Origin of the sequence: Metaclostridioides mangenotii (assembly GCF_017873185.1) — a bacterium.
Taxonomy (GTDB): domain Bacteria; phylum Bacillota; class Clostridia; order Peptostreptococcales; family Peptostreptococcaceae; genus Metaclostridioides; species Metaclostridioides mangenotii.
The window spans coordinates 1238224-1256423 of sequence record NZ_JAGGJX010000001.1; the positions used below are offsets into that span (position 1 = coordinate 1238224).

Here is an 18200-nt window from a genome sequence, read left to right on the forward strand (position 1 = left end):
CTTTTAAACTACATACAAGTATTCTAACATATATTTTTAAGAGTAAACATAAAAACTATTGCGAAACTACAAACTATAAATATATTGAACCCTGTAAGAAATCCTATAACTAGCAGAGTGATCAGCGCATTTATTCCAACCCTGCCTTTTTCTTTTATATTCGCTATTTTTGAAACTTCAATATTCGTTTTAATATTTGCAATGTACTCTTTTATTTCTTCTTCTAATTTTATTTTGTAAATAATGTAAATAATGCCTACCAGCACTACCCCTACAGATAAGATTTTATTTATGCTGTACGCTAGTAAAATCACTATACAACCCAAGGCTAATTTTAGCATTTTAAAGAATACACTATCTATCTTTAAAGTAATATCCCTTATTCCTTTATATTCATCCCTTACATCATAGCCATTTGAATTCATACTTTTCATCTTAGTTTTTACAATTTCTGAGTAAAAAAGCTTAATTAATCCATTTATCATACAATCACCTCTAAAGTTTTACAATTTCTTTTCTTGTTTTCCATCATATTGCACTCAATATTGGTTATAATAGAGTTAGACAATAAATCTATTCTCTCAATTATTGGCAAAATATCGATAAATAATACAATTATGTAAAATAATTAGAAGGAAGTGTTTTAATGCAAATTAAGGACTTTGATCTAGAAACTAGAAATAAGATCTACTGCGAAACAAAAAAAGTACTTAGAAAGTATCAAAAAGGTGTTAGTTCAGGTAAGCTGACTGCGGAAAAATTTATTGATAATATACTTGAAGATGGATCAATAACTAATGTCGTCAACGAAAGTCTTCTGTCAAATCAAAACTTCAAACATTCATATGTTGACTATATCAACATACTTATCGACAATCAAAACAAGAGTTTAACCGACCATAAAAAATGTCTCAACGGCAAAACAGAAGAATCTGATGAAATAAAAAAAAGAATTGAATTTAAGCATTTGCTTGCTTCTAGCGGGTATAAGCTTAACATTCCAGATACGTATTTAACAGCTGATGATATAGATTCATTATCTAAATTTATAATGACGGGGTCTATTGATCTCGGCGATGAAAGATTCTACAATTACGTCTACAAGCTGAAGTAAGCATAGATAAAATATTCATGTTCAGAAATCTTCTGATCAGTAAATATTATTAAAAAGCAGTAATGACATTATAATGTGTCATTTTGCTTTTTTTGTTTTTTCTTATTATAAAAAAGAGCAACCTGTTTAAGCAAAAAATGCCCATTTCTAGGCATCTTTTCAATAATCTATAATTTTTTATTATTAAATTTTACAATAGCGCAACAGATTAACTTCTTATCATCTTTTAATTTTACAATAAGTCACAACATACTAAACTCTTATCATTTTTTTCTCTTTTAATACACCAATGACCTATAAACTTTACATCTCCATCTTCGCTTTTATAGTTTTCAATAACCTCCCCATAACTATTTCCATGAGAACTTACTTTTCTGCTATTTATTAAGCCAGACTCTTCAAGAGATGTAGAAGTTTTACCACATATATGGACTACCGAATCCCCAAGTACACCTTCTACTCTTTTAAATACCCTTAAAGTAGACTTACCTGAAAGGTCTTCATATACTTTAGGGCCTACAATATCAAGAGTTCCAGCAGGATCTGCAAATGAGATAATATCGACACCAGCATTTACACCTTTAGTAATGTATTCAACTAAGCTTTCCTCAATCTTACCGAGAAGTTTATCTACAACTTCCCTGTCTTTTCTAACTAATTTATAAAAAAGTCTATTATCTACTATTGCTGTCGCTATTGTTATTGGACCTGTAACATTTAAACATACTTTTTCGCCAGCATCCTTTAGCTCTTTTATAGATTCTAATATCTCGTGTATTCTACCAGTACTGAAATCTATCGGGTCTATGCTTTCCAATGACTCAACATCCTTAACAAATGACTGGTTTATTCTATTCCCTGCCTTTGAATCAAATACAACAGTACTTCCAAAAGCATCGGCTTCAGCAGTGTGGCAAAATGGAACTATGCAGTACACAATCCCCATATCACGCTTTAATTCTCTAGACAATTCTGCCATTTTCTTTGAATCTTTATTAGCAACTTCAAAACTTACTCCCAACTTATCGAGTATCTCATCGGAAACAGTTGTATTATCGCTGCCAATACATTTAAAAATATTTTTAATAGACATACTATCACCTTTTCTAAAAATTTAACTGTCCTATAAATTCTTCTTGAAATTCTGGTTTAAGAGATAATTCCAATACCTCTATATCGCCATTTAGATTATGTAAACCCTTTAAACATTCTCTATTTATAAGAGCTAATCTAGCCCCTTCAAGAGAAGTATTTCCTAAAAATTCTATATCCGTTTTTACTTCCTTGGGAATTAATCCTATTGATCTAATACTGTCTGGATTTATATGAAATCCAAATGCACCTGCAATAAATACTTTAGATACATCTTCTAATTTAAGATCGATTTCTTTAAGCATCATAACGACACCTGTGGATATAGCACCTTTTGCCAACTGAATTTGCCTTATATCTTTTTGAGATATGTAAACATCATTAGTTATATAAAATTTCTTATCTCTTAATCTATCTGATATTCTTTCATCTAAGTTCTTATTCCATCTTCCAGACTTGGTTAAAATATTTCTATTTACTAGGGACGCAGCTATATCTATAAGCCCACTTCCGCAAATACCTTTTGCTTTATTGCCACCTATAGTCTCATAGATCATATTATAGTCCTCATCTATGCTAAAAGACTCTATAGCTCCTTTTTCAGCCCTACATCCACATTCAATATTCATACCCTCTAAAGCTGGTCCTGCTGCTGTAGAAGTGCATATTATCTTTCCATCCTTTAGCGCCGCAAGCTCTCCATTGGTTCCGATGTCTATAAACACAGCTCCATCGTACTTAGGAAGATCTAAAGCTATAATTCCAGCTAGTATATCCCCTCCAATATATGCAGATGCAGCGGGAACAATACTGAGTATAGCTTCATCATTTACCTTTATACCTAGGTTTATAGCTTTAGTGTCTTTAGTATCTAGAAAAATCGGTCTATACGGTGATTTAGCCAATGATTTTGGACTTATTCCCAATAACAGGTGCATCATTGTTGTATTTGCCGCTACAGTTATATGGTAAATATCATCTAAAGCTAAATTGCATCTACTAGATAAAGTCTTTATTGAGAGATTTATTTCCTCTACTATTAACTCTTGCAGCAGCTCAGCGCCATTTGAATTTTCCATACAGAATGTAATCCTAGTTAAAACATCACTTCCGTATTTTGTTTGTGGGTTTAGAGATGAAAATTTATCGATAATATCTCCACTTTCTATATCTACCAAGTAATACGATATTCCAGTCGTACCAATATCAATTGAAACTCCCAGTATGCGTTTTTTATCTTTATATATATTTAGTAACTCTTCTTCAAATAATATCCCCCAAATATCATCTACAAAATTAAAATCTATCTTTGAAATCTCGTTGTACAATTTCAAAGAATTTACATCGTAGTTTAATATGTCCATATATGGACTTTTGTTGGTTCTATCAATATTCGGTAATTTAACTACTTTTACAGAACTATCTACAGGTAACTCAATACTCTTTCCTCTATTGATAGTTTTAAGATTTTTGTCAGTTTTAATTACTTCTACTTCAACATCGCCATACACAAGCGCCATACATGACAATCTCTCATCTTTAGCTAAATCTATTATTTTCTTTTCACTATCGTTTGGATCTGATAATTCTCCTGTGGCAATTACCTTACATTTACCACAAGTTCCACTTCCATTACATGGAGTCTCTATATCTAATCCGGCGCTTCTTATTGCATCTAGTAAAAGAGAACCTTCTTCTACATCAATACATCTTGATTCATTTAAAAAGTCTATTTTAGGCATCTCTTACTCCTTTTTTATACTGCAACTACTAGCTCTTTTATTTTCTTAACAGCTTCATTAGCATCTTCTGTATACGCATCGGCACCTATTGAGTCCGCAAATTTTTGAGATATTGGACCTCCGCCTATCATAACTTTGTATTTATCTCTAAGATTTCTTTCTTCAAGCATTTTTATAACTCTTTCCATTCCTGACATTGTAGTAGTCATAAGCGTAGACATACATATAAAGTCTGCATTTACTTCTTCAGCCGTCTCTATAAATTTATCTAATGGAACGTCTTTTCCTAAATCGTAAGTTTCTATATTAGATGCTTCACTCATTATTTTTACTAAGTTTTTACCTATATCGTGAGTATCTCCTTCGACAACTCCCATAACTATTTTTATAGGTTCATCAGTGTGATCTGTCTTAATATGAGGCTTCAGTATGTCTAAACCTATATTTAGTGTATCTGAACATATCATTACCTCAGGTAGGAAGTATTCCTCTTCTTCATAAAGTTCTCCAACTCTATTCATTCCAACTAATAATCCTTCTGTAATAGTTTCTTCTGCTGGTATAGATAGTTTTAATGATTCATTACAAAGATCCTCTACTATATCATCATCCATATCAATCAATGCTTCACTTATTTCTTGGAATAATTTTTTGCTACCCATAATTTTCTCTCCCTTGATTTAATAGTAATTTAAATATATTATTTTCGTCGAGATTTTTACCTATTACACAGATTCTCTCAGAATTGCTGAGAATGTTTTTTGTAATAGTGTATCTCCCATTAACATAGCTAAATTCAAAGTCTCCATCATTACCAGTGATAAATCCTTTAGCCCTTATTACAATTCCATATTCATCATTTGATATATTTGCCAACATTTGTTCTAATTCACTTTTACTGAATCTCTTCGGCTCTTTTACACTTATACTGTATATTCCTTCGCTTATTTCATTTGAATTTTCTATAAAACTTGTGTACATTTCGTCTAAATCATACTGTACATTTGTAAGAGAGTTGTAATTTACTTCATCAAAGTTATCCCAGTCACATGAGATAATTTCAGCATTTTTATTCAACTCTCTAACTGAATCTACGATCTTATCTATATTACCATCTTCTATTAACTGTACCTTACTGAAAACTATTGTACCTGCATTACCAATTTGATCAGTAAAGAATCCGCCAAAATTATCTAGTTGTTCAAAATAATCCAGTGTATCTACCAAAGTTATAGGAGACATGACCATACACTTGTCCCTAATTTCTTTATATTTAAGTATACTTAATACATGGCTCAACATACCAATTCCTGTAGGCTCTATAATTATATGATCTGGATCTAAATCCTTTAATATAGATAGTATAGCCTCTTCAAAATCGGTTTTCATAGAACAGCATATACATCCTTGAGCTAACTCAACGACATCGTAGCTTTCTCTACCTATAATCTCTCCATCTATTCCGACTTCTCCAAATTCATTTTCTATTATTACTTTTTTTCCATCTAGTTTCTCAATTAACTTCTTTATTAATGTGGTCTTCCCTGACCCTAAAAATCCCGAAATCACATGTATCTTAGTCATTTAATACATCTCCAAAGTTCTTATTTATTCTGAAAGGCTTACTTCAGAAAGACTTACTTCAGAAATACTTGTTTCAGAAAGCTTCTCTCCATCAAGACCTTGACACAGCTTGCCAATCTGAGCTCCTCTTCCGTATTTCTTACCAGCGTATATAAATGCAAGTATATTTTCTCTTGGAGTCCCAAGAGGTACTTGACATCCTGAGTAAAGCACATATCCTTTAGGACTGTCGCTTCCTTTTATAAGACACTCTTTTACTGAATTTATAACATCATCTATAGTTCCATACTTCATAACTTCCACTGGAGGTACATTTCCAGATATAGCAACCATATCTCCGATTTCTGCTTTAGCTTCTTCTATATCCTCAATATTGTCTATACTCCACATTGATACTCCAATCTCAGCTACATGTTTCCATATTCCCTTTGTCTTTCCGCATATATGTATTGTAGGGGGTTTACCTGTTATTTTTATTATCCCATCTACTAACTCTTTTAAATGTGGCTTTGAAAATTCCTCAAACTGCTTTACGTTTATAAGACTAAGCGAACCTACTGGATCTGAAATAGAAACAGCCACTGGGCCTACTTCTTTGCATACGGCTTCTACCCATGCCAATGAAGATTTAACTCCAAAGTCGATCAGTTGATGTAGTCTTTCTTTATTTTTAATAACATCTCTAAGCACGTTTTCTGGTTTTCTAATTGCAGCTGCTGTAGTAACTGGTCCAGCTACACCTGTACTTATACTTTTTTGCGGATAACGTTTTTTCATATATTTTATTTTTTCAAGCATAGCAGGAAGTCTTCCATCTTTATATGGATTTGCAATCTCCATAGAATCTAATTTTGCGTAATCATCTAATGCGTATTCTGATAAAAAATCCATACCGTCTTCTGGATACTCTAAAGTAGATCCGACTGCTTCTCCAATTGCTTTTAATCCTAAACTTACATCTATACCACCAAATCCAAACTCACTTTCTAACTTATCCATTACTTCACACTGTACATCTAAAGACCTTCTAAACTCTCCTATTGAATAGCCGTAAAGTGGAGCAGAAACGTCTGGACCAATCAATTTATATGGTATCCTATCGACTAACTCGCCTTTAAAATAGGCTGCCATACGTTCACTATCTGTCATAGTATCTTTATAATTATCTATATCACGTAAAAGCTCTTCGTAATTCATAAAATTCCCCCTTTAGGATTTATCTTTAAACAGTACAGTTTAGCTATTTTATCATTGTCTATTATTAGTCTACACTTACAATTAACGCTAATCAAATCGGTTGTATCTATATGTTCCAATCGTTATATTTAAATTATCTATTTATATATACACTGCTATCACACAGCTTGTTTATATTGTGCTTACATTATCTACTTCTTCCAAAACGCCTTTGCAAATCTTACCTATTTGAGCACCTCTGCCGTATTTTTTCGCTGCATAAATATACGCGTATAGGTTTTCTTTTGGAGTTCCCATTGGAATTTCACACCCCGACCAAAGTATATATCCTTTTGGGCTATCGCTTCCATTTTTAATACACTCCTTAACAGATTCTACTACATCATCAATATTTCCATACTTCATAATTTCCACTGGTGGTATGTTTCCTGCTATCGTTACATAATCTCCAATTAAATCTTTAGCTTCTTCTATATCTTCACAGTTGTCTATACTCCAAGTTGAAACTCCCAAATCTACAATTGGTTTCCATATAGCTTTTGATTTACCACAGATATGAACAACTGGAGGTATACCAGATATTTCTACGATTCCATCTATTAAATTTTTCAGGTACGGCTTTGAGAATTCATCAAACTGCTTTATATTAATCAAACTCATCGAAGCAACAGGATCACAAATAGTAACTTCTGAAGGTCCAAATTCCTTACAGACCGCATCTACCCATGCAAGTGTAGATTTTACACTGTAGTTCAATAATTGGTGTAATCTCTCTTTATTTTTAATTATGTCCCTAAGTATAAGTTCAGGTTTTCTGACCGCACTTGCTGTTGTAAGTGGCCCAGCTATTTCAATACTCACTTCATTTTGAGGAAATCTTTCTTTCATACACTTAACTCTTTTTAATGTAGCCGGCAAACTTCCGTCTTTATATGGATCTACGATTTTCATAGAATCTAGTTTCTCATAATTATCTAATATGTACTCTTTTATAAAATCAATACCTTCTTCAGGGTATTCTAAAATAGAACCAGCAGCTTCTCCAATAGCTTTTAACCCAAGATTGGCTGGTATAGTTTTGTACCCAAATTCCTCTCCCAGTTTACCCATAACTTCACACTGAACATTAATATCTCTTCTAAACTCTCCCACTGTATAGCCGTAAAGCGGTGCTGAATTCTCAAGTTCCATCAAGTTAAATGGAATCCTGTCGACTTCTTCTCCTTTAAAATAAGCTGTCAAGCGCTCTTCATCTGTCATAGTATCCTTATAATTTTCCATATCTTTTAAAAGTTCTTCATAATTCATTTACTTCCCTCCAAAATTTTGTCATAAAGATTTTATAATTAAACATCCTTATATTTCTAAACTAGTATACAGTCTATTGTGAATACCTTCTTATCACTAGTCTACACTGCCAATCACTTGTAATCCAATCGATTGTATCTATACATAAATATATTTATATTTACATAATCTATCCTAATTTTATAAATTATCATATAATACGCTAAACTATTTAACTTTCAAACACATACTGGAATCATCGAAAATGTAAAAATGAAATCTCAATTATAAAAAATATTTAGATAAATAAAAAATAATTAAAAAAACCGATATGCAAATTTTTTTAAAATTTACATATCGGCTTTTTTGTTTTATCCAAGTGCCTTTTCTAATTTGGATAAGTATTGTATTGGATAGTATCTAAGTAATTCTTTAAACTGTTCCACTGTTAAACCTTCTGTAGTCGTATAAATTCTTATTTTTTCATCTAAATCTGCATTTATAAATTGAGTTTTTATTTCTTCAAAATTTACCATCATTTTCACTCCTTATTAGATAATTCTCTTGTTATTAGTCTATCCTCAAATAAAATTTTTATTACATTTTTTTAAAAATAAAAGAGCTATCTCCATTTCGAAGATTAACTCCAAAATTGAGATAGCTCTAGCTACATCTTGTAGCTCTTTAAATTGTTATAGACTATTGTTGTTGTTTACCAGCCATTTGTTGCTCAGCCATTTCAACTAGTCTTTTTGTCATGTAACCACCTACATAACCGTTATCTCTTGATGTTAAATTTCCTTTGTCCATAGCTTGGTAGTTGTTCATTCCTAACTCGTTAGCTATCTCCATTTTCATTTGGTTTAAAGCTTGTTTAGCTCCTGGAACTACTACTCTGTTTGAACTGTTGTTATTACTTGCCATAATGATTACCTTCCTTCTGTTGATTTATTTGTGTTGCTGATTATATTATGTGAAGATAATCATTTTTAATTCAGGTAATTATTAACAAAAAAATTAAATAATAAAAAGCTTTAATTTTTATAGCAAATCCTTTATTTCAAGTATCTTTTTATCTAACAGTTTAACCCGGCTAAGTATCCAGTTGAAAAAGCTATCTGCAAATTAAATCCCCCAGTGTAGCCATCTACATCGATAACTTCTCCAGCAAAGTACAATCCTTTTACTAACTTCGATTCCATCGTACTTGCGTTTATCTCATTTACTTTTACTCCTCCAGAAGTAACAATCGCCTCTTCAATTGGTCTGTATCTTTTTACAGTAAATTTAAGATTTTTAAGTAGATTGATTAAATTTTTTCTCTCTTCACGAGAAATTTGGTGCACTGGTTTATACGGATCTATTTCGCTGAGCTCTATAATTATAGGAATCATCTTTTTAGGAAGTAAATCATCTAAAGAATTTTCAAATTTTTTATTGTTGTACTTTTTAAAATCTTTTTGAATCCTGCTGTCCAATTTACTTTCGTCCAAAGCTGGCTTTAGATCTACTGTAATAGTGTAATTTTCTTTAGTTGTATCCTTCATTCTAGAGCTTGCTGATTTTATTATCGCTCCATCTAGTCCAAATTTAGTAAATTCCATCTCGCCAAAATCAGTGTACACTTTTTTATGTTTACTGTTGTACACATCTATACTCACATTTTTAAGCAAAAGCTTTTCAAGCGATGACACAAACTTTTCTTGAACCTCTATTCCAATAAGAGATGGCTTTGTATCAACAACTGTGTGTCCTTGTGATTTTGCGAATTTATATCCATCACCTGTTGATCCTGTAAGTGGATAACTTACTCCACCAGTAGCAATAATAACTGAATCACATTCTATCTCTTTGTTATTATCCAACATTACTTTTTTAATTTTTTTATCTTCTGCTACAATCTTTAGTACCTTTGTGTTTAATAACACTTCTACATTGCTTTTTTTCAACTTTCTCTCAAGGCATTTTACTACATCTACTGCTTTATCGCTCTCTGGAAATATTCTCTTTCCTCTTTCAACTCTTGTAGCTACTCCATCATCGTTAAACATTTTGACTACATCGTAATTTGTAAATGTATAAAATGCACTGTACAAAAATTTACCGTTTGTAGGAACATTTTCTATAAAATCTTCCGTATCACAGTCATTAGTAATATTACATCTCCCTTTTCCTGTTATCAAAAGCTTTCTTCCAAGCTTGTGATTTTTTTCTATTAATGTTACCTTTTCTCCTCTATCTGAGGCAGTACAAGCAGCTAGTATTCCAGCTGGACCGCCGCCAATCACTATTATTCTCTTCAAATAATCCACTCTCTTCTAATCTAATTTAATAACCTTAAAAAGCGCAGGTGCTCCTGCTATTGCGTAAAAAACAACCGCTGCATACCTTGTATAGTCAAGAATCCAGCTTAAAAACTCCAAACCTAAATTGCCAGTTATAAAAACTGTTAAAAATTTTAATATAATATATAAAGCTCCTAGAGTAAAAAGCCCAAAAACTAGTCTCTTGACGTACATTTCTGCTAATTCTTTTACTGACCTTCTGCTGGAAAATCTTCCATACTTTCCTCCGATTACTCCAGGTCTTGATTTTCTACTTAAATCTGTACTAAAATTTATATACTTATCTTCTACGATATATCCAATTATAAACCCTGTATATACACCAAACATTTTTAAAAACTCATGACTCTGTATAAATAAAACGTATACAAAAAACGCTATAAACATTAAAATCATAGGTGTGTAGTTTTTTGTACCATCCACGTAGTCAAAAACTTTTCCAAGTAAAATTGTAAAAATTATGCCGAAAATCCAACCGAAAAGTACATCTACTGGCCAATGTACTGCTAAATACAGTCTTGATACTCCAACACCTACTATCATAATGAATGCAATTACATATAAAAACTTCTTTTTAAAACAATTTGAAATGCTAATCCAAAATGTTGTTGCCATATGCGTGTGCATACTCGGAAACGAATAACCTCCTGCAGTCTCCACTCTCAACGACTTTAACCCTGGGCTACCAATTGGTCTAGGAGCCCTTACAAATTCCTTTATAAAAGAATTTAATGCTATATTACCACATAGTGAAAACAAAATCTTTTGTCCAAATTTTTTATTTATGCACCAGTATACAATAGCAGTTATAAACACTATAATAACTTCAGCACTAATTGAAAACATTAGAAATAGCATATTTAAAAAATCTGATCTAATACTTTGCAAAAACAGTAGTATATCCATTTGAATATCCATATTTATCTCCTAGTAAATTATTTAAAATTCACAAAAAACTAAAAAGTAAAAGCCTACCAATTAAGGTAAGCCTCTGTATTTAAACACTTAAATCTTATATATCTTCTACTATAGCTATATAAGGTAGATTTCTATACTTCTCATCATAGTCAATTCCATATCCAACTATAAATTTATCTTCAATAACAAATCCTACATAATCTACATATATATCTGCTGTACGTCTTTCTGGTTTGTCCAAAAGTGTACATAGTTTTAAAGACTTTGGCTTTCTAGTCTCTAAAGTCGCAACCAAGTTGCTAAGTGTAAGACCTGAATCTATTATATCTTCAACTACTAAAACATTTTTTCCTTCGATATTTACATCTAGATCCTTTAATATTTTAACTGAACCTGATGTTTGAGTCCCTGCACCATAACTAGATACGCTCATAAAATCGATATTTACATCTAAATCGATACATCTGATTAGATCTGCAACAAATACACTTGCTCCTTTTAAGATTCCAACTACAAGGACATCTTCACCTTTATAATCTTTCTCTATTTGTTTTGCTAATTCAATTACTTTAGCTTTTATCTCTTCTTCTGACAACATTACCCCTGTGATCTTATACATTTTTATCCTCCGTTTCAAAAATCAACTCATATAAAGTATAACATATGAAAATCTCAAATTGAATAAATTTCAGATATTTTGATGCTAAATTAGATATAATTTAAATTTTTGATAAAAATTTGGAATAAACTATTATTTATATTATAATTACTATATCAAATAGATAATAATAATGGAGGATTTAAAATGAAAAATAACCATGGTGCAAATTTGTACGATCTATCTAGAAAATATGGATTCTCTAAAGAAGAGTTTATGGACTTTAGCTCGAATATAAATCCTTTTGGGGCATCCCAAAAAGCAAAAGATTTTATTATAAATAATATAGATTTTGTATCTATGTACCCAGACCCTGATTATATAAATTTAAAAAAATCTATATCAGGATACTGTAAATGTAAAAAAGAAAACATGATACTTGGAAGTGGTGCTACAGAACTTATATCTCAGTATATAAACACAATTAAGCCAAAAAAATCACTGCTTTTATCTCCTGCCTATTCTGAGTACGAAAAAGAACTAAACTTGATTGGATCAAAAATTGATAAGTACTTCAATAAATCTGAAGATAACTTCAAAATAAATGTGGACAACTTAATTTCCCATATATCAAACAACAAGTACGATATTATAGTCATCTGCAATCCCAACAATCCAACGGGATTTGCTTTTACTAAAACTGAACTTGAAAAAATACTAAAATCAACAGATACATTTATAATGGTTGATGAGACTTACATCGAGTTTACTGATACCGATATCTACTCAGCTACACAGTTAGTAGACGATTATCCAAATCTTTTTGTAATTAGAGGTACTTCTAAATTTTTCTCTACTCCTGGAATTAGACTTGGATACGGACTTATTTCAAATGACGATATTAAAAATAAAATCCAAAGCCATATGGATCTGTGGAATATAAATGTTATCGCATCTAATATGGGCGAAATAATGTTTGCAGATGAAAGCTATATAAGCGAAACAATAAATGCTATAAGCGATGAGAGATCATATCTTTTAAACGAACTAGGTAAAATAGATAAAATCGAAGCTTTTGATACTCAAGGAAACTTTATACTTTGCAAGATAAAATCCGGTCTTATGACTGCTGCTGACCTTAGAATGAAGCTTATTCCAAATAAGATTATTGTCAGAGACTGTGCTTCATTTGAAGGGTTGGATGAATGTTTCTTTAGGGTGTGTACATTAAAGCACGAAGAGAATAAGCTTTTAATTAAATCGTTAAATGAAATTTTCTGTAATTAGTCGATAGAATTTATAGGTATTTTACTTCAAAAAATTAAGGGATGAACAAGTCTAAAAACAACTTGTTCATCCCTTACTTATGTTTAAAATATTTGTATTATTTTTTTGTACTTTTTTCGAGATTAAATATTCTCGATTGAGACTAGGCAGTCTTTTCTTTTCCGCCATTTTTTCTATTAAGATTGTTGTTTATCTTATCGACAATTACAGCTATTGCATTGTCTCCAGATACATTGGCAGCAGTACCGAAACTGTCTTGAGTTAAGTATAAAGCTATCATTAAACTTGCTAATCCTCCATCTGAAGGTATTCCAACCATTGGTAAGAATGGAAGTGCACTCATTATCGCTCCACCTGGTGCTCCCGGCGCTGCAACCATAGCAACTCCTAGCATAGCAATATATGGGAATATTACTGCCGGCCCGAATGGCATACCGTTCATCATTAAAACAGCAACTGTAAAGCAAGTGATAGATATCATACTTCCAGCTAGATGTATAGTAGCACAAAGTGGAACAACAAACTCTCTTATCTGCTTGCTTACTCCGTTCTTTTCAGCACATTCCACGTTAACTGGTATAGTAGCCGCAGATGATTGAGTTCCTATAGCTGTTAAATAACCTGGTACTTGATTTTTTATAAGTTGGAAAGGGTTCTTACCTGAATAAGCTCCTGCAGCTACAAACATACAAGCAACGTATATTAAGTGCAGAGGTATAACAATTAAGTACACTCGCCAGAATATATTAAGTATATTCCAAACTTGTCCTGCGTAAGTTATATTGGCAAACGTACCAGCTATGTATAATGGTAATAAAGGTATAATTACAGTTGACAACGTTTTAGTAACTATTTCTTGGAAATCTTGGAAGAAATTAAACATTACTTCTCCTTTTCCATTATTTCTAAGTGCTGATATCCCAAGACCCATCATAAATGCAAACACTATCGCAGCAGTTACATCTACCATTGGCTCAAGTGGTATCGTGAATATTGCAGATAACATTCCTGCCTCTGGATCGCCTATTAGACTAGCAGCGCTAGGGTCTATAAACGATGGGAATACTAATGTTGCAATAGTAAAAGCTATAAGACCTGCTATTAGTGTTGAACTATAAGATATTGCAGTTGTTATTCCCAATAATTTTCCTGCTCCAGTAGCTAGTTCTGCTATACCAGCTGTTACAAATCCAATAATTATAAATGGTATAACAAATTGTAAGAATGCAGAAAACAGAGTACTGATCGTAACTAAAACTTGAACGAATCCTTTTGGTAAAAAGCTACCGATAAGAATACCGGCTATGATACCTAAAATTAGCTTAGGTACCAAACCTAATTTTTTCTTTTTCATAATTCTTTTCCCCCTTGATTTTTTTGCATAGTTAACGGTTTCATTACATTTCTAACAAATATAACATTTTCATTACATTTCTAACAAATATAACATCATTTTAACAAATGCAATATCTATATCATAGTAAATTTAATCACTCTAGTCAAGATTATGTCTAATTTTCCTAAATTTAAAATATATCAAATTTTTAAAAAAATAATTAAAACATAACTTTTGATTTCGTTCTATTTAATTATATTTACATAAAAAAAACTGTTTCAAATTATTTTGAAACAGCTATTTTGATTCTAAACTATATATAGGTCTTTTATTTAAGAATATTTTTGATTTCATTTTTTAACTCGATTTCGAACTAAATTATGGCTTCAACTTCAACCTCGACATTAATCTTCATCTTTTACTTTAAAATTTACATCGTCTATAACGTTTGGATCTTTTGCTCCGCCAATACTCTTTTTGTACTTTTGTATTTCCTCGCTCATAATCCCTAAAAACCAAATCAGAATTATTAGATCATCGATAAATCCAAATCCTCCGAAAATAGCTTCTGGCATTAGATCTACAGGAGAGCCAAAATATACTAAAGTGAATACAAACGAACCAATTACTTTCATTTTGCTAAATATACTCGCTCTTGCGTCAAATAAAAATTCTGGCAGTTTGAATATATCTGTAATAAATAAAATCCCAAATTTTGCATTTTTAAATCGAACTAGTATTTTCTTAAAGAAATCTAAAATTCTGTTTAATATATTAATGAAAATATCCATATTTATCACCTTCCAAGCTGACTACGTGTGTTTGATTTTCATCACTAGCCCCATATCTCATTTAATTTTTTATTTATCTAATAGTAATTAAATTGTACCATTATAAATTAAGGTAAACAAGGTTTTATTATGCACCTACATTTTGCCATTTTTAATCTGATGAAATAGTATAATACGAAACTGCATTAGTGATAATTGAGATATTGAACTTGTAAATCTGTACCATAACCCATAGGTATGTATAAATACAGTCTTAAAATTTATATTATAATAATCTAACTCCAGATGCTTTGCATTCATCTATCATATACTGTGGCCATATTCCAACTTGAACTTCTCCTATATGAGCTTTTCTCAAGAAGAACATACATATTCTAGACTGGCCAATACCTCCACCTACAGTGTATGGAAGCTCTCCATTAAGTAACATCTTATGGTAGTCAAGTTCTTTTCTGTCCTGACATCCAGTTATATTTAACTGATTGTCTAAAGTCTCTTCATCTACTCTAACTCCCATTGATGATAGTTCTAAAACTTCATCGAGTACTGGGTTATAGAATAGTATATCTCCGTTTAATTCCCAGTCATCATAATCTGGACTTCTTCCATCATGTTTTTGCCCTGAAGTTAATGTAACTCCTATTTGCATCAAGAATACAGCTTTCTTATCTTTTACTATTGCATTTTCTCTCTCTTTTGGATCTAAATCAGGATACATATCAAGTAGTTCCTGAGAAGTTAAAAAGTATATTTCTTCTGGAAGAATCGGTTTTATATCGTAAAGACCGCATACATACTCTTCTGTGTTCTTAAACACTTTGTATAGTCTGCTAACCGTCTCTTTTAATTTATCTATATTTCTGCTCTCTTTATCGATTACAAATTCCCAGTCCCATTGATCCACGTAAAGTGAATGTATATTATCTAGCTCTTCATTTTTTCTTATAGCGTTCATATCAGTGTATATTCCACTGTCTACTGGAAATCCGTATTTCTTTAGGGCAAGTCTCTTCCACTTAGCAAGAGATTGCACTATTTCAGCGTTTTTTCCCATAAAAGGAATATCAAAATTAACTGCTTTTTCTCCATTAAGATTGTCGTTTGCCCCAGTCTCTGGTAGAACAAATAACGGTGAAGATACCCTCGTTAAATTTAATTCTTTACTTAAATTAGACTCAAAAAAGTCCTTTAATTCTTTTATAGCTATTTGAGTTTCTAAAGTTCCCAAATCGCTTTTATATCCTGCTGGTATTATCTTTTTCATGTCGCTACACTCCTTATAATATAAATTTATATCTAATAATTTTCAATAAAAAAAGCCCCTCATCCCTATAAAGGGACGAAAGGCTACTCTTCCGCGGTACCACCCGAATTAGTTTATAATTAAACTCTCTCATATGTACAGATTATCTCGATACATTCCAATATTGTAACGGTTTGGCTCCGTCTAAGCCTACTAACTAAAAGCTTTCGGTTAGAAACTCCGGGACGTTCTTCAATACAGATATTGTTATTGGTCTTTCACCATCACCAATTCGCTAAAACTCTAAACCGTATTTACTCTTCCCTTCAAAGTCTTTATCAGGTCTATTAATTCTTATTGACTATAATAAGATATTAATTATCTTTTGTCAATACATTTTATTTTGAATTTTTTAAATATTGTTTTAAATCCTATAATGAGTCAAGTGCATCCTTCATTCTAATTAAGCACTCCTCAAGTATTGATTTTGGGCAAGCTGCATTGATTCTTTCAAAACCAATTCCCTCTTTTCCAAATATATATCCCTCATCAAGAAGAATATTTGCTTTTTTAAACATCAGGTCTTCAAGTTCCACTTCGCTTAATCCGTAAGTAGTCAAATCTATCCACACTAAGTAAGTTCCCTCTGGATAAATCAACTTCGCCTTAGGAAGGTTATTCTCTAAATACTCTTTAATAAAATCAATATTTTTATCTAGATAATCGTTTAATTCATCAAGCCAGTCTTCGCTTTCATTATACGCCGCTACTGTAGATACTATCGCAAAAGGATTTGGAGAATGTACCCCACCAGTTGAAACTACCTCATCTAGATATTTCTTTTTAAGTTCAGCATTATTTATAATAATATTTGATGATTGCATTCCTGCCAAGTTAAAAGATTTACTTGGAGCAACACAAGTCACAATCTTATCCTTGTAATCATCACAAAGTAACTGTATCGGTGTATGCTTAATTCCCTTTCTTACAAGGTCAGAGTGTATTTCATCAGCAACTATCCATACATCGTGTTTTTTACATATATCAACTACTCTTATAAGCTCGTCTTCACTCCAAACCCTACCGACTGGATTATGAGGACTGCATAAAATTAAAACCTTATTCTTTGGATCCTTTGCTTTTTCTTCTAAATCATCATAATCCATTTTATATGTACCATCATCATAAATCAAAGAGTTATTTATAACTTTTCTATCATTTTTTTCAATCTTATTAGTAAAAGGATAATAAACAGGTCTTTGTATAATAACCCCATCCCCAGGATTTGTAAGAATTCTAACTAGTATAGCTAATGCAGGAACAACACCAGGAGCGAATACAACACTTTTTCTATCTATCTCCCAGCCAAATCTTCTTTTGTACCAATTGCAAAACGCATCAAAATACTCACCAGAATTATTAGAGCTATAGCCAAAAATCTTATGATCAACTCTATCGTGTAGCGCCTTTATTATAGGATCAGCGCATTCAAAATCCATATCGGCAACCCACAGAGGTAGACCATCCTTTTGAGCCTTAGGAGAGCACATAGTTCTAAAATCCCACTTCACAGAATCTGTACCTATTCTATCTACTATTTTGTCAAAATCATACTTACCCATTCAAACACCTCCAAGAAAGTTAAAAATCATAGTTTTTAAATCAA

Annotated in this window: 18 protein-coding genes and 1 other annotated feature; of the genes, 2 read left to right on the forward strand and 16 right to left on the reverse strand. The window is 31.7% G+C overall.

All coding sequences use genetic code 11. The features are described from left to right. Positions 1-23: 23 nt before the first annotated feature. On the reverse strand, positions 24-485 hold the full coding sequence (locus J2Z43_RS06020) for a hypothetical protein (RefSeq protein WP_209456287.1): 462 nt from the start codon (positions 483-485) through the stop codon (positions 24-26). 161 nt (positions 486-646) lie between these two features. On the opposite strand from J2Z43_RS06020, the gene J2Z43_RS06025 reads away from it, so the two are divergent. Then, positions 647-1114, forward strand: coding sequence for a hypothetical protein (locus J2Z43_RS06025; protein WP_209456288.1), 468 nt, complete (start codon positions 647-649; stop codon positions 1112-1114). Between the two features lie 232 nt (positions 1115-1346). On the opposite strand, the gene J2Z43_RS06030 is transcribed toward J2Z43_RS06025, so the two are convergent. From J2Z43_RS06030 to hpt, 11 genes are all read right to left on the reverse strand, one after another. Further along, positions 1347-2207 (reverse strand): uroporphyrinogen decarboxylase family protein, encoded by an 861-nt coding sequence (locus tag J2Z43_RS06030; RefSeq protein WP_209456289.1) that lies wholly within the window; start codon positions 2205-2207, stop codon positions 1347-1349. A 13-nt stretch (positions 2208-2220) separates the two neighbouring features. Next, positions 2221-3948, reverse strand: a complete 1728-nt coding sequence (locus J2Z43_RS06035; RefSeq protein ID WP_209456290.1) for an ASKHA domain-containing protein — start codon at positions 3946-3948, stop codon at positions 2221-2223. A 14-nt stretch (positions 3949-3962) separates the two neighbouring features. Beyond that, positions 3963-4610: a corrinoid protein gene (locus J2Z43_RS06040; RefSeq protein ID WP_027701439.1), complete on the reverse strand. Its 648-nt coding sequence runs from the start codon at positions 4608-4610 to the stop codon at positions 3963-3965. Next, positions 4603-5532 (reverse strand): CobW family GTP-binding protein, encoded by a 930-nt coding sequence (locus J2Z43_RS06045; RefSeq protein WP_209456291.1) that lies wholly within the window; start codon positions 5530-5532, stop codon positions 4603-4605. The genes J2Z43_RS06040 and J2Z43_RS06045 overlap by 8 nt, the downstream gene beginning before the upstream one ends. Positions 5533-5556: 24 nt before the next feature. Beyond that, on the reverse strand, positions 5557-6729 hold the full coding sequence (locus J2Z43_RS06050; protein WP_209456292.1) for a uroporphyrinogen decarboxylase family protein: 1173 nt from the start codon (positions 6727-6729) through the stop codon (positions 5557-5559). 171 nt (positions 6730-6900) lie between these two features. Continuing rightward, positions 6901-8037, reverse strand: a complete 1137-nt coding sequence (locus J2Z43_RS06055) for a uroporphyrinogen decarboxylase family protein (RefSeq protein WP_209456293.1) — start codon at positions 8035-8037, stop codon at positions 6901-6903. Positions 8038-8387: 350 nt separating this feature from the next. Further along, positions 8388-8555: a hypothetical protein gene (locus J2Z43_RS06060; RefSeq protein WP_185748224.1), complete on the reverse strand. Its 168-nt coding sequence runs from the start codon at positions 8553-8555 to the stop codon at positions 8388-8390. Between the two features lie 160 nt (positions 8556-8715). Continuing rightward, positions 8716-8940, reverse strand: coding sequence for an alpha/beta-type small acid-soluble spore protein (locus tag J2Z43_RS06065; RefSeq protein ID WP_209456294.1), 225 nt, complete (start codon positions 8938-8940; stop codon positions 8716-8718). 152 nt (positions 8941-9092) lie between these two features. Beyond that, positions 9093-10319 (reverse strand): BaiN/RdsA family NAD(P)/FAD-dependent oxidoreductase, encoded by a 1227-nt coding sequence (locus tag J2Z43_RS06070; protein WP_209456295.1) that lies wholly within the window; start codon positions 10317-10319, stop codon positions 9093-9095. 15 nt (positions 10320-10334) lie between these two features. Then, positions 10335-11279 (reverse strand): phosphatase PAP2 family protein, encoded by a 945-nt coding sequence (locus J2Z43_RS06075; RefSeq protein WP_209456296.1) that lies wholly within the window; start codon positions 11277-11279, stop codon positions 10335-10337. A gap of 94 nt (positions 11280-11373) precedes the next feature. Further along, entirely contained in the window at positions 11374-11898 is a 525-nt protein-coding gene (hpt, locus tag J2Z43_RS06080) for a hypoxanthine phosphoribosyltransferase (protein ID WP_209456297.1), read from the reverse strand. 186 nt (positions 11899-12084) lie between these two features. Here hpt and J2Z43_RS06085 point away from each other — a divergent pair, with 186 nt between their 5' ends. Then, a complete protein-coding gene (locus J2Z43_RS06085; protein WP_209456298.1) occupies positions 12085-13164 on the forward strand; it encodes a pyridoxal phosphate-dependent aminotransferase in 1080 nt (359 codons plus the stop codon). 142 nt (positions 13165-13306) lie between these two features. Here J2Z43_RS06085 and J2Z43_RS06090 read toward each other — a convergent pair whose 3' ends face one another. The 4 genes from J2Z43_RS06090 to J2Z43_RS06105 all read right to left on the reverse strand — a co-directional run bounded on the left by J2Z43_RS06090 (position 13307) and on the right by J2Z43_RS06105 (position 18156). Next, positions 13307-14518 (reverse strand): dicarboxylate/amino acid:cation symporter, encoded by a 1212-nt coding sequence (locus J2Z43_RS06090; protein ID WP_209456299.1) that lies wholly within the window; start codon positions 14516-14518, stop codon positions 13307-13309. Positions 14519-14904: 386 nt separating this feature from the next. Continuing rightward, complete coding sequence (locus J2Z43_RS06095) at positions 14905-15291, reverse strand: YkvA family protein (RefSeq protein WP_209456300.1); 387 nt, start codon at positions 15289-15291, stop codon at positions 14905-14907. Between the two features lie 265 nt (positions 15292-15556). Continuing rightward, entirely contained in the window at positions 15557-16555 is a 999-nt protein-coding gene (gene asnA, locus J2Z43_RS06100; protein ID WP_209456301.1) for an aspartate--ammonia ligase, read from the reverse strand. 68 nt (positions 16556-16623) lie between these two features. Beyond that, positions 16624-16873, reverse strand: a binding site (T-box leader). A gap of 92 nt (positions 16874-16965) precedes the next feature. Further along, entirely contained in the window at positions 16966-18156 is a 1191-nt protein-coding gene (locus J2Z43_RS06105) for a MalY/PatB family protein (protein ID WP_209456302.1), read from the reverse strand. Positions 18157-18200: the final 44 nt, after the last annotated feature.